This is a genomic window from Mesorhizobium sp. WSM4841, from assembly GCF_055811515.1.
The window spans coordinates 333,476-356,527 of record NZ_JBVVQC010000003.1 but is presented as its reverse complement, the minus strand read 5'-3'; the positions used below and the strand labels follow the sequence as shown (position 1 = coordinate 356,527).

The following is a 23,052-nucleotide window of genomic DNA, read 5'->3' as shown; positions in this document are numbered from 1 at the left end:
CCCCGAAACCTGCCCGCCCGGCCTGACCGCGGCGCTATTTGCCATGGAGAAATGTCATGTCGGACGCAAATCGCCTGCGCCTCACTCACGTCCGGGAGGCGACCCTCGGAACCACGCCGACCACGCCGCGCATGCGCACCGCACGCCTGAAGGGTGAGACGCTGCGCTTCGCCCCGGTTTTCGTCAATTCGGAGGAAATCCGCGACGATCGCATGAACTCCGACCCGATCAAGGTCAACGAGATGAACGATGGCCCGATCAATGGCGAGTTGTCGTTTCCGCCGACAGGGTCTCCGTTCTCGGACTGGCTGGAATCGCTGTTCTGCAACAACTGGGTCGATACCCCGTCGCGTGACAATGACGGCACTGCCGACAGCGTCATCACGGCCCTGACCGGCACCACGGACGTCGTCACCTGCCTCACTGGCGCCGCTTTCGTCGCCGGTCAGATCGCGAGGTTTACCGGCTTTACGGATCCGTTGAACAACGGCGTCTTCAAATGCACGACAGGCCATGCCACCGCACCGGTGTTCCTCGGCGCTGGCTTCGTCACCGAAGCCGCTCCGCCGGCCGCCGCCCGCATCAAGGTCGTCGGCTTCCAGGGCGCCTCGGGCGACATCGTCGCCGCGGCCGGCGGCCTGACCTCGACGGCGCTCAACTTCACCTTGATGGGGCTCGCCGTCGGCCAGTGGGTCAAGATCGGCGGCACCGCCACTGGCGACAAGTTCGCAACCGCGGCCTGCAACGGCTGGGCCCGCATCACCGCTATCGCTGCCACCGCGCTGACGCTCGACAATCTGCCGACCGGCTGGACGACCGATGCTGGCACAGGCAAGACGCTCAAGGTGTTTTTCGGTGACACCCTGAAGAATGGTCTCCTCACGCTCAGCCAAACGCTGGAACGCGGCTTTCTCGACCAAAGCGTGCCGACCTACATCGCGCAGCGCGGCAAGACCGTTGACCAGGGCGTCTTCAACTTCGTCAAGGAGCAGATCGCGACCTGGACCATGACGTTCTCTGGCCTCACGGGCGAGCAGGGTACAACGTCACTCGATTCCTCGCCGGATGCGGCGACCACGAACGCCATCATGGCGGCCGCGGTCAACGTCGGCCGCATCGCCGAAAACGGGACTGTCGTCGGCGGACCGAACTTCATCGAATCGATCACGCTCACCATCAAGAACAATCTGCGCATGATCGGCGGCATCCGTTCCGATGGTCTCGTCGGCGCCGAGGACATCGGCAAGGGTTCCATCGACGTCACCGCGGCAATGGGAACCTACTTCGGCTCCAACGCGCTGATGGCTAAGCTGTTCGCCGGTACGGCGACGAACATCAACCTTCGCATCGCCAAGAACAGCCAGGCGATGATCTGGGCGGTGCCGCGGCTCACCTACACCGAAGGCCAGACCAACGCGACGGCGAAGAACACTGACACCAAGCTGCCTTTGACCGGCATGGCGTCGAAGGACACGCTGACGTCATCCCACGTCATGCTCGATCGCCTCGAATACTACGAATAAGCGAGATCCCGGCCGGCACCGGGACGATGTTGCGCGCAGCACGGCCGGGCGTTGTCGGACGCTCGGCCACCCCTCCGAAACAAGGGATATCCGACACATGCTCCGTTTCGAGAATACGACCGGTATCGGTCACAACACAAAGATCACCGACGCAAAGACCGGCGACGACATCACCCGGGTCCTCGCAATCGAGCGCGGGGTCACCTTCGAAATCGGTGAGGATGTCACCTGTCGCGCGAAACTCGCCTTCATCGCGATCGACCTCGCTCCGGCGAAAACGGTCTTCGAGACCAAGCACCCCGTGACCGGCGAATATTTGCCGATCGCGGCCATAGAATTCCGCGGCGGCACTCGTGTCGAGATCGCTGAAGACGGCACGCCGACCGTGTCCGGCAACTAAACACCTTCCGACAAAGGAACCTCCGACATGAACATCAAGCTGGCCAGCTTGGCTGCCGACCTCGTCAAAGAACGTGAAGGCGACTGGATCGAGCCCAAGGAATGGCCCGGTCTCAACCCCGACAAACCCTATGAGCAGGTGCCGCTGCCGGGGCTCGCCTTCCTCACGCGTTCGATCAACTATCCGCCATATGCCGCCGCCTACCAGGCGGAACTCGAGAAGTTGCGGCAACTTTTTCCGAGCGGCACCATCCCTGCAGAAGCGCAGGCGAAGGCCGAGGGCAGACTGGCCGTCGAGTTCCTGCTGCTCGGCTGGAGGGGTCTCGACGTCTCCTATTCTCCCGAGATCGTCGTTTCGGTCCTCACCGCGGAAGAGCATCGCGTCATCCGCGCCATGGTGCGTTGGTGCGCCGGGCTCGTCGGCAAGCGCAAGGTCGAGTTTGAGGAAGCCGCCTCAAAAAACTAACCGCGGCCTTCCGCTACGATCTGGAGCGGGGAGGCCATCACAAATGGCTGGCCGATTTGTACAGGGAATACCCGGACGAAGTGCCGGTGGAATCCCTGCCGACCCGGCCGGCCGAAGCCAGATATGAGCGTTGGCACGATTTCTATCGCCGCGCCTGGCAGGTGCTTCGGTATGACCGCCAATACACGGAAGGTGGCGGCGAAACCCCAATCGGGTTCCTCGCCATCGACGCCTACGCTCGCCGTTATGGCATCGAAGGCGAGGCCTTCGATCGGTTCCAGACCTTCGTGACCGACATCGATGACGAATGGCTGATGCACGTCGCTGAAAAGAGAAAGGAGGCTGCCAAGTGAACGACATCGCGCTTTCCAGCCTCCGCGTTGCCGCCGAGATCGACGCCTCGAAGTACAAGACCGGCGCCGAGCAGAAGATCGCCGCCGATCGGGCGATGACGGCGTCGGCCCAGGCGGTTGGCGCTGCGCTCGGCCAGACCGACACCAAGATCAGCACGGCCGGCGACAGCCTGGCGCGCCTGTCGCGCCAGTATCTCGACGGCTACAAGAACCAGGAGCGCTTCGAGCAGGGGTTGCGCCAGATCGGGCGACAGCTCGAAAGCGGCAAGACCGATATCGATGGTGCGACACGGCTCCTCGTCGGCATGAACCAGAAACTTGGGCTTAGCGCTGACGTTTCCGAACTGGCTGCGAAGGGCCAGACACAACTCGCCGCCGCCGTCAGCATGGCGAATACTCAGATCGAGGGTCAGGCCGTCGCTCTGGCACAGGCCGCTGCGGCGCACGCCGCCTTGATTGCGCAGGCCCGTGCCGACCAAGCCGCCGAAAACAGCCGTCAGATCGCGGCAGCCAACCAAGGCGGCTTCAATACGGTTCTGGGCGTCGCGGCAACGCCGGCCTCCGGCGCGCGCGCCTCGGCGTCGGTGTTCGAGGCTGAGTTCTCGCGAATGGACGAGATTGCGCGGCTGCGGGCCCAACAGTCCGGCGCCATCTTTGCCGACCAGTTCAACGCATCGGTGATGGCGAATTCGGGGAAATCCGCCCGGGCGTCGGCGTCCGTGTTCGAGGAAGCCGGGCGCGAGGCCGACCAGATGGCGTCGCGCGTCGCTGCACTTCGTGCCGAGCTGAACCCGCTGGCGGCGGCACAGGACCGCGTCAACGCCGAACTGGCCGAATACTCTGCGCTGGCGACGAAGGGTGCCATTTCTGCCGATGAGCTCGCGCAGGCCCAGGCGATGGCCCGCAACCGTGCCGCCAACCAAGGCGGGCTCGCGCGCCCCGGCGGCATGAACGCGGCATACCAGATTCAGGACATCGCCATGATGTCCGCGCTGGGGCAGGCGCCGCTAGCTGTCGGTCTCCAGCAGGGTCCGCAACTTGCAATGGCGATGGCCGATGGCGGTGGGCTGAAGGCGCTCGGCGCCGGCCTGATGTCGCTCATAAACCCGACGATGCTGATTACCGTTGGTCTGACCGCAGCGACCGCAGCTGCGGTCCAGTTCTTCACTTCCGGCGAGGAGGAGTCAAAGGCGTTGGAGGCAAGCCTCCATAAAAACGCCGAGTCCATCAAGGCGATCACTGACGCTTATCACATGGCGGGCATCAGCGCTGATGAGCTCCAGCGGAAGTCCATTGCTGCATCTGAGGCCGCCGAGCGTCGCTCAGAGAAGGAGTTGGAAGCCCAGATTCGTCTGGAGCAGAAGCGGTTCAGTGCCAGTACGAAGCCCACAGATCTCATGACGTTCGGGATGCTCGGCGACAACAGCCTCGACGTCGCTCCAGAGTTCGCCGCATTCACCGACCCGATCCGGAAGCTTCGCGAGGAGATAGATGCACAGGCCAAGGGCGACGGCAAGGCGAACTTTGACGCTTTCTTCCAGTCAATAGACCAGATCGCCAACACCGGACCAGGCGCGTTTCGCGGCTTCGTAGACGAGCTCGTTAGAGGCACGGGCATCAAAGTTGAGACGTACAGCGAGATACGTGATCGCCTCTACGAGATGGGCGGCGCGGCGGCGCAGGCGGCGCGGCAACTGGAGCTTGTCATGGAGGTCCAGCGCAAGATCGATCAGGAGAACACGCGCCCCGGACTCAAGGATTTGCGGGCTCTTGACCGATACGTCAGAACGCGAAACGTTCAGGAGGGTCGCGAACAGGAGCAGTTCGAGGCAAGCCAGCAGATGGAGCGTGCCCGCACGAACGCGGAGCGACTGGCCGCGATCGAGCGTCAGGAGCGCGCCAGATACCCATCGCGATCTGACGAGGGTGGCGGTCTCGAGGCCCGCGTCGAACGCGCCCGTCTGGAAGAGCTTCAGCGCCAGCAAATGGAACTGAAGGATGCGCAGGATCAGCGCCGTCGTTCCCTCGACCAGACCCTTGCCTCGGCGAAACTCGACGTCGAACTGATCGGCAAGACGACAGCCGAAGTCGAAGGCCTGCGCATGGCCTTTGAGCTTGAGCAGCAGGTTCGTGAAGAAGCCTCGCGCAAAGGTCTCGCCGCTGATGAAGCCGAAATCGCCCGCATCAAGGAAAAGGCCGCCGAATACGGCAAACTGCGCGCGCTTCAGCAGGCGCGCGATATTGTCGAGGGCCAGGAGCGGGATCTCGAACTGCAGCGCGCCGAGCTTGGGCTCGTCGGCGAGAACACCCTGGCCCGTGATCGCTCGATCGCGGCGCTGAAGACCGAACAGGAAATACGCAAGCTCGGCATCCCTCTCTATGGGCAGGAAGCCAACGCGATGCGAGCCAGCACGGCAGCGGCGTCCGCCAACGCCGAGGCTATGGCGAAGGCATCCATGCAGGCCGATCTCCTGTTTGAGCGCTCGCAGATCCTGCGCAACTCGACGGACCAGCAGATCGCTTCAGCCTTGAAGAGCGCTGGGCTCCCGATCGATCTCAACTCCCAAGAAGCGCAGATGATGCGCTATAACATGGCGCTGCAGGAGACGAAGGATACCTTCAAGGGCTTCTTCAGCGACATGCGGTCCAGTCTCGAACAGGGCAAGTCGCTCTGGGAAAGCTTCGGCGATGCGGCAAAAAATGCGCTGACCAAGATCGCCGACAAGCTGATCGACCAGGGGATCGACGGCATTTTCAACTCGCTGTTCGGCGGCGATTCGGCTGGCGGTGGTTTGCTCGGCGACCTGTTCTCGGGGAACAGCAATTCGCAGCCGGGATCGCAGCCGGGTTCATCTGGTGGTGGGCTGTCTTCGATCTTCAGCAACCTGTTCGGCGGGCGCGGGCAGTCTGTCGCATCGATGCAGGTGCAGGCCGCTACAGTCTTCGTCAACGGGTCGCCGGTCGGCGGCGTCGGCGGGGGCCTCAGCGATATCCTATCGAAGCTTGGCAGCTCGAGTTTCAAGGCAGACACGACGCTATCCGACATCCTCGGCTATGGCGTCGCGGCCAACCAGAACAACATCCAGAACCGCATTGATCAGGCTTTCGGCACCGGAGGCTCGGCACAAGATCTCATCCAGAATAGAATAGACCAGGCGTTCGGCACATCCGGCGGTCTCGGCGGCATCTTCTCGCCGGCGGGAGGCTTTGCCAGCGTTCTTGGTGGTGGTGGTCTCACCGGCAGCATCGGTCAATACGCATCGGCGATCAAGATGATCGAGAGCGCCGGCTCGGGCGGCTATTCGGCGCTCGGGCCGGTGCTCAAGAGCGGCGACCAGGCGCTCGGCGCTTACCAGATCATGCGCTCAAACCTGCCGTCATGGTCGAAGGAGGCCTTCGGCTCGCCGATGTCGCAAAGCGAGTTCATGTCGAACCCGGCGGCTCAGGATGCGATCTTCGAACAGCAGTTCGGCAAGTATCTGTCGAAATATGGCAATCCGCAGGATGCCGCTTCGGCTTGGTTCACCGGCGGGCCGCTGTCGAGCGGCGCCGGCAAGAGTGACATGCTCGGCACCACCGGCTCGGCATATGTCGACAAGTTCAACGACGCGCTTTCGAAGCTCGGTGGCGTCACCGACAACGCAAGCAGCGCCGTTGGAAATCTCGCCAGCAGCAGCGGTGCCGCGGTTGGCAACCTGACTTCCTTCGCCGGCAGCCTAAGCCAGATCGGCCAGAATCTGGGCAGTTTCCTCGCCCCCGGCGGCGGTGGCGGATCCTCGTGGTTCCAGGGTCTCTCCAGCATGTTCGGTGGTATGGGGGGCGCCTTCAACTTCATGAATTCGATGTCGCCGGCGGCGACAAGCGACATCCTGTCGGGATCGTGGGGCCTGTTCGACAGCGGCGGTTACACCGGGCGAGGTGGTCGCAACGAGCCGGCCGGCATCGTGCACCGCGACGAGATCGTCTGGTCGCAGGATGATATAGCCCGCGCCGGCGGCATCGATGTCGTCGAAGGCATGCGGCGCGGTTATGCCGGCTATGCCGACGGCGGCCGAGTGCGGCCGCGCCGGCGCTATGAACCCTCCAATGACCAATGGGGCGGCCGGCGTAGCGGTTCTGATGCTACCGCGACGTGGGATCAGGGCTCCGGTCGCACCCAGACCATCAACCAGACCAACAACTTCATCTTCCGCGAGAACCCGGCGGCTCCGGCCAGTCAGAACCAGATCGCGACCAAGAACGCTCGTGCGCTTGAACGCCTGCAGAGGACGGCATGACCTTCTATAATGCCGCTCTGCCAGGCACGATCTCGCAGGGCAGTGAGTTCGCCCCCGTCAGCCTGGTCGACATCGCCCGCGGCCCGACAGGACACGAGCAGCGCCGTTCGCGTCGCTCGCGCCGGCTGCGGCGATGCAATATCGGCAAGAACATCCGCACTATCAACGACGTCTACGACGTTCTCTCGTTTTTCGAGGTGATGGACGGTCCGACCCATTCGTTCTCAATCACCAATCTTCTTGATGACAGGAGCTGCAAACCGGCAGATACCCCAACGGCGACCGATGCCATCATCGGCAGCGGTGACGGCGCCACGGCGGTGTTCCAACTCAAGAAGCAATACAAGGTGCTGTTGGTCGACGGCAGCACGGTCATCGCCATCGATCGAAACATCTACCTGCCGGTGCAGGGTACACTGCTGATCGCCGTCGGTGGCGTCACCCAGACGGAAACGACACACTATACGGTCAGCTACACGACCGGCGTCGTCACCTTCACGGCCGGCAACGAGCCCGCCGTTGGGGTCAACAATGTCACCGCCGGGTTCAAGTTCCGCGAAAAGGTCCGCTTCGACACCAATGACCTCAGCCATGTCGCGGAATTCTTCCGCGTCGGTTCGGTGCCGTCGATTCCGCTGGTCGAGGTGCTATGAATGCCGGGAAGAACGGTTCCTGCAAGCGTGCTTGCCGCGATCAATTCGGAAGCCTTCGCGCTGCCGGTGATCGTTCTCATCATCCTCGCCAACGGCACCAGGATCGCGCTGACGGAATGGGATGAGCCGCTTGACGTCGATCTCGACGGCGAAGGGATCGAAACGTTCTCGCCGATCCAGTTCCAGGAGCTATCAGCGTTTTCAGCGCAAGCCAATGCGCCGATCGACGACCGCGATTTCAAGATCATCCTTGGTGCGGTCTCACTGACCGCGAGCGACATCCGCCGCGGTCGCCTGGACAACGCCCAGGCGATCATCGGCTATGTCCTGCCGAACGATCTCATCAATCCCTGGCTCTACTGCACCTATGATCTCGGTCAGTTCGGCATCGATGGGCTGGTCTCCCGCATCGAGATGATGGGCACCGAGAAGCGGCTGGAGCAGCCGGTCGGCGTGACGCTCTCCGCGAACTGCTCCAATTCCTATGGCGATCTCGATTGCGGCATTCCGACCCGTGCCAACGCATGGTCAGCGGAGGCTGACTATGCTCTCGGCGGGCTCGTCCAGCGGCTGACCGGCACCGGCATCTTCTGGTTCAAGGCGACAGTTGCCGGCACCAGCGATGTCGCGGAACCGGTCTGGCCGACCGTGCTTGACGGCACCGTCGTCGACGGCACCGTGACGTGGACCGCAATCCGCGCCCGCCGGCTGATCGGCACGGTGACGGCATCTGCCGATCGCCGCACCATTGTCGCGACGGGGATCACCGTCGCCGCCGATTATTTTGGCGAGGGCTTCATCACCTTCCTGACCGGCGACAATGCCGGCGATACGCGCCGCGTGCGCTCCGACAATGGAACGGGAACGCTGGTGCTGCACAACGGCGCCTATGACGACATCGGGGTCGGCGACACGTTCGAAGCGCTGGTCGGCTGCCGGCATCGCCGCGTCGAGGATTGCATCACCAAGCATGACAACGCCAACAACTCGCGCACCCTCACGCTGCGCTTCCGTGGTTTCGATTTCCTCGCCGGTGAAAACATCACCGCCACCGCACCGAAAGGCTGACGCCATGACCCACAAGGAAATCCTGGAAGCCTGCAATGAACTCGCGCAGTGCATCGAGGGCGAGGATGAGCAAAAGGCAAAGGTGATCGCTTTCAGCCTCCTGGTCGAAGCGCTGCTCTGTCTGCGCACGATCGCTGACAACACGGCGCCGGTGCCAGTGAAAATCGTCTAATGACCATGGGCGCGGATGCCTTCGTTGCCGCGGCGCGCGGCTTCCTTGGTGTGCCTTGGGTCCACCAGGGCCGCACGGAGCGTGGGCTGGACTGCGTCGGGCTGATCGTGCTGTCGATGCGCGCCGTCGGCATTGATGCCCCGCTGACGGCCGACTATGGCCGGCTGCAGGACTATCGCCAGGCGCGCCGGTATCTCGAACAGTTCTGCGATCGCGTCGGCGCGCCCGAGATCGGCGACGTCGTGCTGTTCAAGACGACGCAGACGCTGCACATGGCGATTGTTTCCGAGGTCGAGGATCTGAGGCCTAAGCGCGTCATCCAGGCGCTGGGCGCGGGCTCGAAGGTCGTCGACACCGGCCTGCAGTTCCCGCCGCTGATGCTTTGGAGGCCGAAATGGCCTTCATAGCCCCGCTCGCCGGTGCCGCGGTCGGCGGCGGCCTGCTCGGTTCGATCGTCACGACGGCCGTCGGCATCGGCATCAATCTCGCCATCGCCTACTTCTTCCCGCAGAAGATCAAGGGGCCGCGCGCCGAAAGCCTGAAAGCGCAGACCTCGCGCTATGGCGAGCAGCTCACCCGCTGGCATGGCGCCATCCGAACCGCCGGCGCCGTGATCTGGCTCAAGGCCGACAAGGTCGACGAGCACGTCCGAACGTATCGCCAGGGCAAGGCGCTCGGACCAGAGGTCACCGAATATTCCTACACCGCGACCTTTGCCGTCGCCTTCGCCTGGAATGGGCCGGCCTCGGGGATTCCGCGCATCTGGGCCGATGACAAGCTGATTTTCGACGTCTCCGCCGAAGCGCTGCAAGACGCGATCGACAATGGCGGCAAGGGCGTCGGCGCCGCCAAGGGTGCGACATTCACGCTTTATCTTGGCACCGATACGCAGGAACCGGATCCCGACATCGAGGCGGATCGCGGCGCCGGCATGGTGCCGGCGTGGCCCGGCATCGTCTATGTCGTCATAAAAAACCTGCCGCTGGACGAGTTCGGCATCCGCGTGCCGAACATCGAGGGCGAGCTCACCCAGGCGCAAGCCTTGGCGACGAGCAGCGTCACGCCGACAACGGCCGCCGAAGCTCCACAGCGCACGGATTGCTTCGGCGATTATTTCGTCAACGCAGATGGTACGACCCTGTACATCGAGCGCATGCCAGGTGCTGACGTCATCGCGGTCAACACCCTGCCGCACGACGCCTTTTGCGTGCACATCACCGCGTTGAACAAGGTCGTCGTCAGCTACAGCCTATTTCCTGGTGTCCGCATCTTCGATGCCGCCACGGGCGCCTTTGAGCAGGACGTCGCAGAGGTCGGGCCTGACAGTCCTGTCATCTGGACATCGATGGATGACATCAGCTTCGGTGGCGTCAACTATCTGTTCGTCTACGGCTCGAACCGGACGCTCACGCTGCTGACCAGTGTCGGCATGGGCTATAGCGCAAGCTGGACCGTTGAGCTGATCGGCATCGACAGCACCAAGTCGCTGAGTGCTTCGCCCACCAGGCTCTATGCCTGCACCGATTGGGTGTTCAACGCCACAAAGGATATCATCGTCATCGATTGGACTGCGCCCATCGTCACCGCCAGTCAGGTGACGCTGTCGGTTCTGTCGGGCAACGCTAGGGCGTGCTTCTACGACGAGGAGAGTGATTCCGTCATCGTCACCGACATCAATGGCAGCATCTACGTCTACACCCCGGACCTGTCGACGCTGCTTCGCTCGAAGGTGAACAACTTCGCCGGTGGGCTCCATTACACCGATCCGATGCTGTCGAAGCGCATGAAGATCGCGTCCGATCAGATCGGCATCAAGGTGCAGTCCGGCGACGACAGGAACGACATCTACATCTATCGCGTCTCTGACCTTGGGCTGGTGCAGCAGATCGACGCCAGTGCCACGACGTGGACCGACAAGGCTGAAGATAAATACTATTTCGTTGGCTTCAACGAGCGCTGGCAGGCCGTGTTCACGGCCTCGAACCTCCCTACAGACCCGACGCAGATATGGTATCTGCCGCGCGCGCAGCGTCAGCCGGTGCCGCTGGCCGATGTCCTCGAAGCGGAATGCCGCTTCGCCGGTCTCGTCGCCGACGCCTCTGCGGTGCCATACGAAATCTACGGTTACGGCGATCGGGGCGGCACGCCGCCGCGTGGCGTCATCGAGGATCTGGCCCGCGTCAACTTCGTCGACTTCGCCCAGATCGACGGCGTACAGACCTTCTTCCCGCGTGAGACCGCATCGTTTCGCACGCTGGCGATCTATGAGGTCGGGGTCGCGCTCAACGCGGAGCCGGACCCGGTTTCGGTCTCCGAGGAATATCCTTCGGCGCTGGACATGCCCGAGCAGGTCATCATCACCTATCAGAGCTACGATGCCGCCTATCGCATCGGCGCTCAGGCCGGCACGACCGATGAAGACCAGAAATTCAACGACGAGCCATCGCAGGCAGATGAGACCGGGGCGCCGATCAAGGTCCGCCGCAAACGCCCGCTGGAGTTCTCGACCGCCCAGGTGCTGAAGGACGACGACGCCGCCAAGGTGGCAGACGTCATGTTCAATTCGCTGCTCGATGCCGCCACGGTCTACAAGACCACGGTCGGGCCGAAGCACATGGACCTCCATCCCGGCCTGGTCGTCGACCTGCCGCTTGACGAGGGCAGGATTGCCAAGGCGGTACTCACCAAGATGTCGGGCGATACCGTCATCGAGATGGAGTTCCGCAAGCGCGGCGACAGTTTTACCTCGGAAGCCGTTGGACAGCCAACGCCCTATGTTGTCGACACGTTGCTTGGACCCGCCGACGCGACGCCGGTGCTGATCGATGGTCACCTGCTGCGTTCCGCCGATGACAATGATGGTTTTTACTCGGGCGTCGCGGTGATCTCGGACGGCAATTTTCGCTCCGCCTCAATTTATCGTTCGGAAGACGCCGGTGCCACCTATGCGCCGTGGGCAGGCTTCGTCAACGGCATGATCAGGGGCATCGCGCTTGATGCACTGCCCGATCGGCCGCATCCCGGCGCCTGGGATCGTGCCACGACCTTCAACATCGCGGTGCCAGCCGGGGACGCGCCGGACAGCGTCAGCGAGGCAGCGCTTCTCGGCAGTGAAACCACGAACGGTTTCGCGGTCTGGAACCCGACGGTCGGCGATTGGGAATATATTCGGGCCGCTTCTGTCGTCGACAATCTCGACGGCACATGGACGCTGTCGACGCTGCTTCGCGGCTTGAAGGGCACCGAGTTCGCGATGCCCGGTCATGTCGCCGGTGCGATTGTCTATCACCTCGACGACCAGGCCATGACGCGGAGCCTAGAGGGCGATCGTACACTGTCGCGTATTTATGTTGCTGTGCCGACCTCGACGGTGTTCGATTCCACCGGGGCGGTCACCTTCACCAATTATGGCAAGGGGCTGCGGCCATGGTCGCCGCAGCTCGTCAGCGCGGTTCTGGACTCCGGGACCGGCGACTGGATCCTGACATGGAACCGGCGCGACCGGCTCGGCCAGGCATGGCCGGAGGATGGCCCGGAAGACCCGCCGCTGAGCGAGGCGACCGAGACCTATGCCGTCAACATCTACGACGGCTCGGGCGTGCTGGTGAACAGCTACGACGCGACGACCGGCACCTACACCTACACCGCAGCCGACCAGACCACCGACTTCGGCTCCCCCCAAACCTCCCTTGAGTTCGGCGTCGCTCAGGTCTCCGCAGTCTATGGCGCCGGCATCGAAATGCGAGAAGCTGCATGACCGTTTCCAACCGTCTCGGCATCACCGAGCTCTCCGCGACGCAAGTCGACCGTTCGGTGACCGTCAACGAGGCAATCGCAAAGCTCGAGGCCGGCGCATGTCTGTTCGGTGCGGTATCGGTCCTCGACAACGCGCCTCCTGGCTCGCCGGCCGAGGGCGATATCTATGTCGTCGGCACCGCCGGCACCGGCGCTTTCACCGGCGAAGATGAAAACATCGCGATCTACTACAACGCCGCGTGGCTGTTCCTGCCCGCGCTCGCGGGCATGCAGGCCTATGCCTCCGACGAGGATGCGTTCTATTATTACGATGTCGGTGGAACTTGGACGCCGATCACAGCCAGCGCCGGCATTAGCGGGAAGCAGACGATCACAATCCCGGCTTCAGCCATGGGCGCGGCCACCACTTCCGGCGCCGCCACCGGCCACATCGAGTCGACCTCCAACAAGATCAACTATAGCGTCCTCGATTTCGACGCGTCGGCCGATGAATATGCGCACTTCAACATCTGCTTTCCCAAATCGTGGAACAAGGGGACGCTCAGCTTCCAGGTCTGGTGGACGACCACTGCAACTGACACCGACGGGGTCGCCTGGGGCTTGCAGGCCGTTGCGGTATCAGACAACGAGGCGATCGATGCCTCATGGGGTACGCCGATCGTCGTGACCGATGATGCCCAGTCTGGTGCAGCCGAGATTCTGGTGACAGCAGAGAGCGCGGCGCTCACCGTTGGCGGTTCGCCAGCCGACGGCGACATCGTGTTCTTCCGGATATTCCGCGACGTCTCCGATGCCAATGACGACATGGGCGAGGATGCGCGCCTCGTCTCGATCAAGGTTTTCTATACGACCAATGCCGCGACGGACAATTAGACATGCTGCGCGTCAACCAGCTCATCGGCTTTGGCGTCGCAGGCGCGCTTTCCATCAGCGGGACGCCGGTGCTCTCGGCGACCGAGGATAGCGCCTATAGCGGTTTCTTTGCCGTGGCGAGCGGCGGCGCCACGCCATACACGTATTCGCTTGTAGGCTCATGGCCGACCGGCATAACGGTTAATTCCGGCACGGGCGAGGTTTCGGGGGTGCCCACGACGCCGGGCACTTATGCAAGCCTGTCGGTGAGGGTTACCGATGGGGCCGGCGCGACTGCGGACTTGCCTCAATTCACGATCACGGTCGCTGTCTCCGGTGCCACCCGCCAGGCAATGGTTCCGCCGGCATACATCAATAGCGATGGGCCGCGCCAATCGATGCTGCCTGGCGGCTTCATCAACGAACTGTAGGTTTGCCAAATGGCTTTAGTCGACAATGCTTTGTACACCAACTTCGGCAACGGCTCATCGACCGGCTATTACGGCGTGACGGCATGGGCGACTGGCGCGTCCATTGCTGCTGGGGCCATCCGCAGGCAGTTGGCCGCTCCAGCTGTCGGCAGCGAGCGCTGTTTCATCGCCGTTGTTGGCGGCACCACGCATGCCACGACGGAGCCGACGTGGGTGACGACGCGAGGCACCAAGACTACGGATAATACCGTTACCTGGCAGGAATGCACTGGCGTCGCGGCCGTAAATGGCGACGTCGCCAGCACACCAAACTGGACATCGATCAAGAATACAGCCATTACTCTGGGACAGGTTGTCAAGCGAGACAACGCTGCGAGTTACCAGATTTGCACGACGGCCGGCACTGCAGGCAACGGGTCTGAGCCTGCCTTTTCGAATACGGCGGGGACGACGACTGCCGACAACACGGTGACGTGGACCAGCCTTGGCGTAGTTGGCAACTTCACCGGCTGGCAGGCACCACATGCAAGGATTGCCGCTGCTCAAAATGCTGCGCAGGCGGCCACCGTGATTTACGTCGGAGACAACCACGCCGAAACGCAATCGACTGGCCTCACAATGTCACCAGCCGGTACGCCAAACGCGCAAACGCCCGTCATATGCGTCGACCAAGCGGGATCAAGACCACCCGTGTCAGCCGATCTCAGATCGACAGCTACCGTCACGACGACAGGGACAAGCAATATCTCCTTTCCTGGCTATGGTTTATATAAGGGCATCATCTTCAATTGCGGGACCGGCGCTGGCGCGGCGCTTATACAGATCAGCAACACGGCCAGCTCCGCAAACGTTTTCGAGGACTGCTCGCTTAGGATTGTCGCCACTAGCGCCTCCGCTGCCATTCAGCTTGGCAACGGTGCCCTGAACTCAATCTATGTTGAACTCAGAAACACGACGGCGTCATTTGGTGCCGTAGGGCAGGGTTTCTTGTGCCAAAGCCAGCCGATCCTTCGATGGAAGAATACGGCATCCGCACTCTTGGGAACTATCCCCACCACACTCTTCAATTGGGTCTCCGGCCGCGCAGGAGACATTATCTTGAAGGGTGTCGATCTCAGTGCTGCCGGATCTGGGAAAACCATATGCGGGAATACATTGTCTGGGTGCGGTCGTTTCCAGATGATTGATTGCAAGCTTGATGCCGCCGTGACGAAAAGCGCAGTTCCCGCCGCCCACGGTACTTTCGAGTTCGACGCTTACCGATCTGGATCCGCTGGCGTCAACTACAATGTCAATCGCACACGGTTCACTGGAACCGTCGATGAGGAAACCACCATCGTCCGCACAGGCGGCGCATCGGACGGGACAACGCCCACCTCATGGAAGATGGTCACGTCGGCCAACTCCGGTTGGTATCTCCCCTTGGATAGCCCTCCGATTGTTATCTGGAATGACACGACAGGATCGTCAGTGACGGCAACCATTGAGTGTCGCGCAGCAGCCATTCCAAATGACGACGAGTTGTGGCTTGAGGTCGAATATCTTGGTAGCGGATCATCGCCGCAGGCATCCTTCGTCAACGACAGCAAGGCAGACATTCTTGCTACTGCCGCTGCGCAGACTTCAAGTTCCGAAACATGGGGCGGCTCGACGGCTTCGTTCAAGCTTTCCAAGTCCTTCACGCCACAACAGAAGGGTTGGATACTTTGCACCGTCAAAGCGGCCAAAGCCTCTTCGACCTTCTACATCGATCCGAAAGTGACGCTCACATAAGAAAAGGAGCCGGCGCGACGAAACGCCAGCCCCTTCTTGGTCAGTGGAGATGAACCAGCCGAAGCTATTAAGCCGGTTGTCTCTCCACTGTTAACGCGCTCGTCGGGTTCAGTGACAGGAGCGCGCTTATCTACGTATTAGCTGCCGACGCCAGCGTCTGTGCAGGTGCCTGCCGCAGCCGCAAGATCGGCGCACAGGTCGGAGAACCGGCCATTGACCCACAGGCCGATGGCAACGATCACCAGAATTGCCGCGCCCGCAATGATGCCGACGAGGATAGAGTATTCGACCATGGCAGCGCCGGACTCTTCATCACGGAACTGCTTGGCCATGCTGATAAGCTTTTTCATGTTGTACGCACTCCCCTTTTACCCAAAATGGACGGGGCAGTTGCGGAAAACTCTGCTTGAACCCCTCGTCCTGACGATGATCCTGTTCCTGCTAATGTACTGAGTCAAAGGGATTTTAACGGATCGTTAACTAGCATCACTTGCAAAGGCGGCACGTTGACAAGGTAAGTATGTGATTCGTCGAGCAATTTCGGTGTATTTACCATAGATACAGACAGTCTTGCGTTGCCTGCCCAAAGCGCATCGCTCATCTCCAACAGATATATCCCGTTATTCAACAACCTGCCCGGGCGAGGGCGGAGAGGAACTGCCATGCTCGTTCAGCTAAAAGCCTTTGCACCGGGCGGCAATCCAGCGCTGCTGAAAGCGATCGCCGATGCCGATCTCGAGCGCGCCGGGATCGACACCCCGCTGCGGCTCTGCCACTTCATGGCGCAGATGTACGTTGAGAGCGGCGGCTTTCGCAGCGTCGAGGAAAATTTGCGCTATTCGGCCAGGCGGCTGACGCAGGTGTGGCCGAACCGCTTTCCGACGCTGGCTTCGGCGCAGCCGTTCGCCAACAATCCGAAGGCGCTGGCGAACAAGGTCTATGGCGGTCGTATGGGCAACACCGGCCCGAACGACGGCTGGCTCTACCGCGGCCGCGGGCCGAAGCAGATCACGGGCAAGGACAACTACCGCCAGCTCGGTCGCATGATCGGCGTCGATCTGGTCAAGGATCCTGACGCGCTGCTAGATCCCGCGATCGGCATCAAGGCGGCAATCGCGTTCTGGCAGAAAAACGGCTGCAGCAAGCCGGCCGACCGCAACGATATCCGCGCCGTCACCAAGATCGTCAACGGCGGCTACAACGGCCTGGCCGACCGCCGCGCCGCCTTCCGCAAGGCGGTGGCGATCTGGGGCGACGATGGCGTTTCAGAGATCGGCGCCAAGGGTGCCTCGACCTCCAATATCGGCAAGGCATCGCTCGCCGCCGGCGGGCTGGGCACGCTTGGCGTGGTCGGGCAGGCGGCCGAAGTGGTGCCGCAGATGGCCTACACGCTCGAAAGCGGCGGCTCGATCGCCGACCTGATCGGCATCCCGCTGATCACGCTGGTGCTGTTCGTCGCGGTCGTCGGACTGGTTGTCTACATTTTTCGCGACCGGCTGTTTATCGCCAAGCATGAGGGGCTGTGATGACGGAATACAAGATATCGTGGTGGGAGCCGACCGATCGCGAGCGCCTGTGGCTTCGCCGGTATACGTCGAGCGACACGCACAAGTGCTCGGTTACGGGCAGCTACTGCAACGCCAAGTTCGAACTGGGCGAAGCCGACATCCTCTACACCGACTCTGGCTACATCTCCGGCGACCGAAACAATCGAAAGCCGCCGGAACGCGACCCGCGTTGGCCTAAACTCTGCGATGCATGCGGCAGAACGTTTGGCGCCGAAGATCCGTATCAGCTCTTCGGCAAGCAAATCTATGTCTGCGAAGCGACCGGCGCACGCTCGACTCTCGACAAGGTACCTGTCGGTGCTTGCTGGGACGCGTGGTGGATCTCCGAGCGCCGCAAGGACGGCCCGACGGGGAGCGGCCACACTGTAGGGCCCGATCATCGATCGCTTGTTGTGAAGCTTCCTGGCAATCGCGACTGGCACATCGACAGCCGCGCCAGCAACTGCACGAAACCGGACGATGGGGACCATTTCTGCTGGGTGCGCCATGGTCGCCCCGAGGACGGCACACTGCATGTCGGCAAGGACGGCAACACTTGCTCGGCCGGCGCCGGATCGATCGCCGTTCCCGGCTTCCATGGCTTCCTGCATCACGGCGTTTTGAGGGACTGCTGATGGGCGCGCGCGGCATTCTCCGGACAGGCGAAGGCGGCCGGTTGTTTTTCTGGTGCCCGGGCTGCGACGAAGCTCACGTCGTTGGCCCGAGCTGGAGTTTTAACGGCAACTACGAGCGGCCAACGTTCAAGCCGTCGGTACTCGTGACTGGACATAAGATCGTCAGGGATGAACATGGCAAATGGACAGGTGATTGGGAGCGTGATGCCGCCGGCAATCTGATCCCTGACGTCTGCCATTCCTTCATCACAGATGGCCAAGTTCAGTTCCTCGGTGACTGCACGCATGCGCTAGCCGGTCAGACGGTCGCGCTGCGCGCCTTCGACGAGGAGCTCGGCGAGCCATGATCCTGGCCTTCCTCGCCCCCGTGCTGGCCGTCCTCGGCCCAGTCTGGACCTTCGCAACCTCCCGCGTCGGCCTGCCCCTCGTCGTCGCCGGCGGCGTCATCCTGATCTACGAGGGCGTGCCGATCGGGCCGCTGCGCTACATCCCCTATGCCGGGCCGGCGTTGGCCAGCCTGGTCGACGGCCGTGTCGATCGCGAATACGCCGCCGGCCAGCTCGCCGAACGCCTGTTCTGGCAGGAACAGCAGCGAAGGGCGCTCGCCCTGATGGCTGCCAAGGCGGAGATGAAGCAGAAAGAGATCGACGCCGCGGCTCAGGCCTATGTCGACCAACAGAACACCGACGCGGTTCGCATCGCCGACCTCGAGCAGGCGATCAGAGATCAGAAGGACGAAGACCTTGGCCCACAAGACCATGATAACACTGCTGGCGCTTGCAAGCCTCGGGGCGGCATCCCCGCCAGGCTGTCGATCGGTATCGATTCCGTTGGCCGTTGAACCGCCGAAGCAGCATGTCGATCCGAGCGTGCTTGCCGAATGCGCCGGCGTCGTCGACGTCCCGCACCGCTTCATCCCCTATGACGAGGCGAGCCGGCTGTGGGCCGAAGACCGGCGCCGCTCCGGCGACTGCAAGCGCCGCAACCACGCCAAGGCTCTGACCATCAAGGCATTGACGCAATGAAGCTTTGGCTTGCGGTTATGCTGATCTTCGCCGCGGTCTGCCTTGCGGCGATCGCGTTCCTGTCAATTTGAAAGCAGTGCATTGGGGCTTCGGGGGCGATGAATGACGGAGCATGATGATGCCGAAAAAGCAGCGCTTCCACGCAGGCTCCTCGATCTCGATCCGGAGACGGTAGGATGGCTGGACCGGCTGACCACAGAAGAGCGAACGGCGCTGATCTGGGCGGGACATCTGCCAAAATTCAAGCGCGACCGGCTGGATCTGTTTCTCGCTCTGGAGCAGGACAAGTTCCAGGCCGGCTTCACGATCGTCGAACTGTATACGCGCACGACCTGGATCGCCAAGACGTCGATGAAGCTGCTGCTGTACGTCGCCGGCGCGCTGGTCGCGGTCAACCAGGTCATGGCCTATTTCGGCGCATCGGGGGGAAAGCACTGATGCTGCGGCGGTCGTGGGGACGCTTCCGGCGCAAGGTCGATGTGACGGCCGCCACAGTGTTCATCCTGGCCGCCTTCGCCGGCGTTGGCCTCGCCAGCGTGCTCTCATCCATTCTCGACAGGGAACCGCCGATCGCCTTCGAGAAGGCGACAGTCCTGACGCCCGAGGTGCCGCAGGGCGGAGTGCTCGACATCCAGTACACGGTCGTCCGGAGCCGGATCTGCGCCTCGACCGTCGAGCGCTATGTGACCGATTCGAACGGCGACGTTCACGTTCCGGCCACCTACACCGTCGACCGGCATCCGCTGATCGACGCCTATCCGCCGGAAGGCCGGGAAACCTACCAGCGCTCCGTGACGATCCCGTTGGCGGTATCCGTTGGCCGGGCGTACTATGACGCGCGCTTCACGTACGTTTGCAACATCCTGCACAAGCTGGCGTTCCCGATCGAGGTTTTGGCGCCAAGAGTCTATTTCGACATCGTGCCGGCACCGGCACAGCTGGAGCCACTGACGCCCGAGCCTCCGCCAGGCTGACCTTCCCAATCCGCGCCCGGCGGTTTCCGGGCAATCCCAATTTCGCCGGCAGAGGCCGGCTACCGAATCCGCGTCGCGGATCTGCGGCTGAACGCCGTTGCTTCATGGAAAGGAAAATCCAATGAAACCCACCATCGGAAGAATTGTACTCTATCGCGTGTCTGGACAGGACGCCATTGCCATCAACCAGCGGCGCAAAGACGCCCGAGAAAAGCTGCCGTGGCATCACGCGATCCGCTCCGGCGCTCAGGTCCATGTCGGGAATGACCTCAAGGAGGGAGACGTTTTCCCCTTGATCATCACCAAGGTCTGGGGCGATTCGGACACGTCTGCTTTCAACGGTCAATTGATGCTGGACGGCAATGACCTGTTCTGGGTCACGTCGACATCGATCGGCGAAAATGCGCGCCAGTGCTTCTGGCCGCCACGCGAAGAACCGAAGGTGGCGGCAGTAGCCGCATAGCCTCATCAAATCTGGTCGCAAAAATCAACATGGCCCGTCGCTCCGAAAAGCGGCGGGCTTTTTGCGTTTTGAGTCGAATTTTTCGTATCCTCGGAACCGAATGCCTAGCTACCGCTTGAGTCGCGTTCGTGTGGAGTAGCGTATGCCAAATGGCAAAGGCCGGCTGACCTTCGTACCGCCGATGCTGCCGACCCGGGTGCCGGAGCCGCCTTCCGGTGGTGACTGGATCCACGAAGTCAAGCTCGACGGCTACCGTTCGCAAATCGTCATCAACGGCGACGATGTGCGCATCTACACCAGGACCGGCATCGATTGGTCGAGCAAGTTTCGCGACCTAGTCGAGGCCGCCAGGGCCCTCGGCCTGGACAGCGCCATCATCGACGGCGAAACGATCGTCACCAACGAGGCCGGCCTGCCCGACTTCGCCGCCCTGCAGAAGGCGATCACCCAGCGCCAGCATGATCTCTATCTCGTCGCCTTCGACCTGCTCTACCTCAACGGCCAGGACCTGCGCGAGCTCGGCGTCGAGGAGCGCCGCGATATCCTGCAAGGGCTGATCAGGCCTGGCGAACGCATCCAGTTCAGCGAGGCGATGCCGGGAGAATCGGATGCGCTGTTCTACCTGATCGACAAGGCGGGGATGGAAGGCATGGTTTCGAAGCGCCGCGGCAGCAAGTACCGCAGCGGCGAAACCAGGCAATGGCTGAAGACCAAGAGCTTTGTCGTCAGCGAGCTAGAGCTGCTCGGCGTGCAGCGCGAGAGCGGCAAGGCGGCGTTTGCGCTGCTGGCCGAGCCCGACACAAGGCGATATGTCGGCTCTGCCTTCATCACCCTGCCGCTGGATATCCGCGAACGGCTGTGGAAGCGGGTCCAGGAACACGCCGGCCCGCCGCCAAGGGGCATGAAGAAGCGGCCGGCGACGCAGTGGGTCAAGCCTGGCGTCAAGCTGCGCATCAAGCATCTTCGTGGCGATCACAGCCACATACGCCATGCATCGCTGCTCGGCTTTAGCGATGAGGAATAGCTCAGTCGGCGAACAGGTACTTGGATCCTGTCGTCACCATCCAGTTCGCCCGGTCGATATGGCTGCGGACAGCATTGCGCGCGCGGACCGGTTCAAGAGCCGGGTCGATGCCGAGAATGCGCTCGGCCATCTCCTCTACGCTGGCGTCGTCGGCGCAGTAGTTGAGGATCTGACAGTAGATGGTGAAATGCTCTCTGTCGTAAGCCGTGATGGAGTCATTTGACCAGGGAACTTCTTCAAGTAGTCCAGGTTTCATGTCGAACTGCCTTTTCAGATTGCCGTGTGCGGCTAGAGGCCGCGCTCGCTGATGATTAGGAGCCCCTCCAAACCGGGATGATGGCGCGGGCTTGGCATTCGTCAAGGGCCAGCGCTATATCGACCGGATGGCGAAAGGCTGGACAGTACAATCATTGATCGATGGCAAGATGCGGCTCCTCGCGTTTTGCCACAACCCAAAATGCCACCACAATCAGGCGCTCGACCTGGAGGCGATCAAGGCCAAGCTCGGCCCTGACGCGCCGGCGATGTCGGATGATCTCATTCCAAAGCTGAAATGCGCCAGGTGCGGCGGCAAGCAGGTCGGCCTGACTTATACTCCCGACTACGACGATCTGAAACGCGTGGACGTGAGGGGCCTTATCGGAAGGCGAGGGAAGGGCGTTAACTATTGACCATCACCATGACGGACGGGCAACCGTAAACATTGCCGGCCATGTCGATGAAATCGGCGATTCGATAGAAGTAGGGGCCGTAGCCCGCCTCGACGAGGTGCGGCACCCATATTTCGACGCTGCATGGGTATGGCAAACCCAAGACGCCGAAGGCTTCCATCACCGCATGGCTGTAAATGCCAGTGCGAGCGTTGAAAACCTGGACGGGGGCCATCGTCAATCCGGATGTGGAATTCGGTCATTCGAGGCATCCCTTCCAAGCTGAATATGTCGCAAACCGGACATGCCCTTTTGCCGCACCTTCGCGTACCACCAATTGCGCCACCTATTGTGCCACAAATTTTCCGGTTTTGCCGAATTCGCCAATGATTTCAAAAGCACACGCAGGTGCGGGTGCATCTCGACCGCACCAGTTTTATCCGATAAGCCGCTACTTTTGTTGCGCAAATTGCCGTTTCCCTGCAGTCCCTCCTGGACCTGTTTGTGCAAGCTGAAACACTGTGCGTATCTGCGGATGGTTTGGGCGCGGAATGCCGCGCACTGACCGCGTGGTTTGCCCCGTCATCAAATGCCAGCTGCTTCAAAGACCGAACTGTGCCGCGAAGCGGGTCCTCGGGAATCCTCAGGCAAAAGTGCGCTTTTCACGCAAGCGGTCACGCGGCATTGGTGCTGGCGCCGTGCGGATGCCTTCTCGCAGTAGTGCGGGCCGCCCTCGTTCTACAACTGTAATCAAATTCCTCCTCCTTGAAATCATTCCGTAGTGCTGCCCTCCGACTATCGCCCCAACACTTTCGTCAATCAGGAGAGCGCGATGTATCGAAACGGCATCTTTCCGCACGACGTACGCCGGACCCTCGATGGACAGATCAAGGGAATCAAGAGCTCGGCAAGAACCGCAGACAGGCGCGTGTCAGATCCTGACATTCAGTCGCTGCTGCGACCGCTTTACGAGAAGCGCTACGGCTCGCGCCGAAAACACGCCGGCTATCA

26 protein-coding genes are annotated in these 23,052 nt (G+C 61.9%); 23 read left to right on the top strand and 3 right to left on the bottom strand.

Features of this window, described 5'->3' with window-relative positions:
* Positions 1–56: 56 nt before the first annotated feature.
* The 13 genes from AC0L14_RS05595 to AC0L14_RS05535 all read left to right on the top strand — a co-directional run bounded on the left by AC0L14_RS05595 (position 57) and on the right by AC0L14_RS05535 (position 15,723).
* Positions 57–1,523, top strand: coding sequence for a phage tail tube protein (locus AC0L14_RS05595; RefSeq protein ID WP_473748863.1), 1,467 nt, complete (start codon positions 57–59; stop codon positions 1,521–1,523).
* A 97-nt stretch (positions 1,524–1,620) separates the two neighbouring features.
* Positions 1,621–1,923 carry a hypothetical protein gene (locus AC0L14_RS05590; RefSeq protein WP_473748862.1) on the top strand — a complete coding sequence of 101 codons (303 nt, stop codon included), beginning with the start codon at positions 1,621–1,623 and terminating at the stop codon, positions 1,921–1,923.
* 27 nt (positions 1,924–1,950) lie between these two features.
* Complete coding sequence (locus tag AC0L14_RS05585; RefSeq protein WP_473748861.1) at positions 1,951–2,388, top strand: hypothetical protein; 438 nt, start codon at positions 1,951–1,953, stop codon at positions 2,386–2,388.
* 56 nt (positions 2,389–2,444) lie between these two features.
* Positions 2,445–2,741: a hypothetical protein gene (locus tag AC0L14_RS05580; protein WP_473748860.1), complete on the top strand. Its 297-nt coding sequence runs from the start codon at positions 2,445–2,447 to the stop codon at positions 2,739–2,741.
* Positions 2,738–7,018: a phage tail length tape measure family protein gene (locus tag AC0L14_RS05575; protein ID WP_473748859.1), complete on the top strand. Its 4,281-nt coding sequence runs from the start codon at positions 2,738–2,740 to the stop codon at positions 7,016–7,018. Before AC0L14_RS05580 ends, AC0L14_RS05575 begins: the two co-directional genes overlap by 4 nt.
* Complete coding sequence (locus AC0L14_RS05570) at positions 7,015–7,671, top strand: phage distal tail protein, Rcc01695 family (protein ID WP_473748858.1); 657 nt, start codon at positions 7,015–7,017, stop codon at positions 7,669–7,671. The genes AC0L14_RS05575 and AC0L14_RS05570 overlap by 4 nt, the downstream gene beginning before the upstream one ends.
* Positions 7,672–8,739 (top strand): baseplate hub domain-containing protein, encoded by a 1,068-nt coding sequence (locus AC0L14_RS05565; protein WP_473748857.1) that lies wholly within the window; start codon positions 7,672–7,674, stop codon positions 8,737–8,739. It abuts the gene before it with no gap.
* A 4-nt stretch (positions 8,740–8,743) separates the two neighbouring features.
* Positions 8,744–8,911 (top strand): hypothetical protein, encoded by a 168-nt coding sequence (locus tag AC0L14_RS05560; protein WP_473748856.1) that lies wholly within the window; start codon positions 8,744–8,746, stop codon positions 8,909–8,911.
* Positions 8,911–9,318 carry a C40 family peptidase gene (locus AC0L14_RS05555; protein WP_473748855.1) on the top strand — a complete coding sequence of 136 codons (408 nt, stop codon included), beginning with the start codon at positions 8,911–8,913 and terminating at the stop codon, positions 9,316–9,318. Before AC0L14_RS05560 ends, AC0L14_RS05555 begins: the two co-directional genes overlap by 1 nt.
* Positions 9,306–12,668, top strand: a complete 3,363-nt coding sequence (locus tag AC0L14_RS05550; protein WP_473748854.1) for a GTA baseplate fiber-binding domain-containing protein — start codon at positions 9,306–9,308, stop codon at positions 12,666–12,668. The genes AC0L14_RS05555 and AC0L14_RS05550 overlap by 13 nt, the downstream gene beginning before the upstream one ends.
* Complete coding sequence (locus tag AC0L14_RS05545) at positions 12,665–13,540, top strand: DUF2793 domain-containing protein (RefSeq protein WP_473748853.1); 876 nt, start codon at positions 12,665–12,667, stop codon at positions 13,538–13,540. The genes AC0L14_RS05550 and AC0L14_RS05545 overlap by 4 nt, the downstream gene beginning before the upstream one ends.
* 2 nt (positions 13,541–13,542) lie before the next feature.
* Positions 13,543–13,950, top strand: a complete 408-nt coding sequence (locus tag AC0L14_RS05540; RefSeq protein ID WP_473748852.1) for a putative Ig domain-containing protein — start codon at positions 13,543–13,545, stop codon at positions 13,948–13,950.
* A gap of 9 nt (positions 13,951–13,959) precedes the next feature.
* Positions 13,960–15,723, top strand: coding sequence for a hypothetical protein (locus AC0L14_RS05535; RefSeq protein ID WP_473748851.1), 1,764 nt, complete (start codon positions 13,960–13,962; stop codon positions 15,721–15,723).
* Positions 15,724–15,860: 137 nt separating this feature from the next.
* Here the strand turns inward: AC0L14_RS05535 and AC0L14_RS05530 are convergent, their stop codons facing one another.
* Positions 15,861–16,073: a Flp family type IVb pilin gene (locus AC0L14_RS05530; protein WP_473748850.1), complete on the bottom strand. Its 213-nt coding sequence runs from the start codon at positions 16,071–16,073 to the stop codon at positions 15,861–15,863.
* A 312-nt stretch (positions 16,074–16,385) separates the two neighbouring features.
* Between AC0L14_RS05530 and AC0L14_RS05525 the strand changes: the two genes are divergently transcribed.
* From AC0L14_RS05525 to AC0L14_RS05485, 9 genes are all read left to right on the top strand, one after another.
* Complete coding sequence (locus AC0L14_RS05525) at positions 16,386–17,249, top strand: glycoside hydrolase family 19 protein (RefSeq protein ID WP_473748849.1); 864 nt, start codon at positions 16,386–16,388, stop codon at positions 17,247–17,249.
* Entirely contained in the window at positions 17,249–17,905 is a 657-nt protein-coding gene (locus AC0L14_RS05520; protein WP_473748848.1) for a hypothetical protein, read from the top strand. The genes AC0L14_RS05525 and AC0L14_RS05520 overlap by 1 nt, the downstream gene beginning before the upstream one ends.
* Positions 17,905–18,252, top strand: a complete 348-nt coding sequence (locus AC0L14_RS05515; protein ID WP_473748847.1) for a ubiquitination-like system serine protease family protein — start codon at positions 17,905–17,907, stop codon at positions 18,250–18,252. The genes AC0L14_RS05520 and AC0L14_RS05515 overlap by 1 nt, the downstream gene beginning before the upstream one ends.
* Positions 18,249–18,746: a hypothetical protein gene (locus tag AC0L14_RS05510; protein WP_473748846.1), complete on the top strand. Its 498-nt coding sequence runs from the start codon at positions 18,249–18,251 to the stop codon at positions 18,744–18,746. The genes AC0L14_RS05515 and AC0L14_RS05510 overlap by 4 nt, the downstream gene beginning before the upstream one ends.
* A complete protein-coding gene (locus AC0L14_RS05505; RefSeq protein ID WP_473748845.1) occupies positions 18,736–18,930 on the top strand; it encodes a hypothetical protein in 195 nt (64 codons plus the stop codon). Before AC0L14_RS05510 ends, AC0L14_RS05505 begins: the two co-directional genes overlap by 11 nt.
* A 102-nt stretch (positions 18,931–19,032) precedes the next feature.
* Positions 19,033–19,368 carry a hypothetical protein gene (locus tag AC0L14_RS05500; RefSeq protein ID WP_473748844.1) on the top strand — a complete coding sequence of 112 codons (336 nt, stop codon included), beginning with the start codon at positions 19,033–19,035 and terminating at the stop codon, positions 19,366–19,368.
* Positions 19,368–19,904 (top strand): hypothetical protein, encoded by a 537-nt coding sequence (locus AC0L14_RS05495; protein ID WP_473748843.1) that lies wholly within the window; start codon positions 19,368–19,370, stop codon positions 19,902–19,904. Before AC0L14_RS05500 ends, AC0L14_RS05495 begins: the two co-directional genes overlap by 1 nt.
* A gap of 121 nt (positions 19,905–20,025) precedes the next feature.
* Positions 20,026–20,367, top strand: coding sequence for a hypothetical protein (locus AC0L14_RS05490; protein ID WP_473748842.1), 342 nt, complete (start codon positions 20,026–20,028; stop codon positions 20,365–20,367).
* Positions 20,368–20,509: 142 nt separating this feature from the next.
* Entirely contained in the window at positions 20,510–21,391 is an 882-nt protein-coding gene (locus AC0L14_RS05485; protein WP_473748841.1) for an ATP-dependent DNA ligase, read from the top strand.
* A gap of 1 nt (position 21,392) precedes the next feature.
* Here the strand turns inward: AC0L14_RS05485 and AC0L14_RS05480 are convergent, their stop codons facing one another.
* A complete protein-coding gene (locus tag AC0L14_RS05480) occupies positions 21,393–21,647 on the bottom strand; it encodes a hypothetical protein (protein ID WP_473748840.1) in 255 nt (84 codons plus the stop codon).
* A gap of 91 nt (positions 21,648–21,738) precedes the next feature.
* Between AC0L14_RS05480 and AC0L14_RS05475 the strand changes: the two genes are divergently transcribed.
* Complete coding sequence (locus tag AC0L14_RS05475) at positions 21,739–22,062, top strand: hypothetical protein (RefSeq protein ID WP_473748839.1); 324 nt, start codon at positions 21,739–21,741, stop codon at positions 22,060–22,062.
* On the opposite strand, the gene AC0L14_RS05470 is transcribed toward AC0L14_RS05475, so the two are convergent.
* Positions 22,052–22,276, bottom strand: coding sequence for a hypothetical protein (locus tag AC0L14_RS05470; RefSeq protein WP_473748838.1), 225 nt, complete (start codon positions 22,274–22,276; stop codon positions 22,052–22,054). The genes AC0L14_RS05475 and AC0L14_RS05470 overlap by 11 nt on opposite strands.
* Positions 22,277–23,052: the final 776 nt, after the last annotated feature.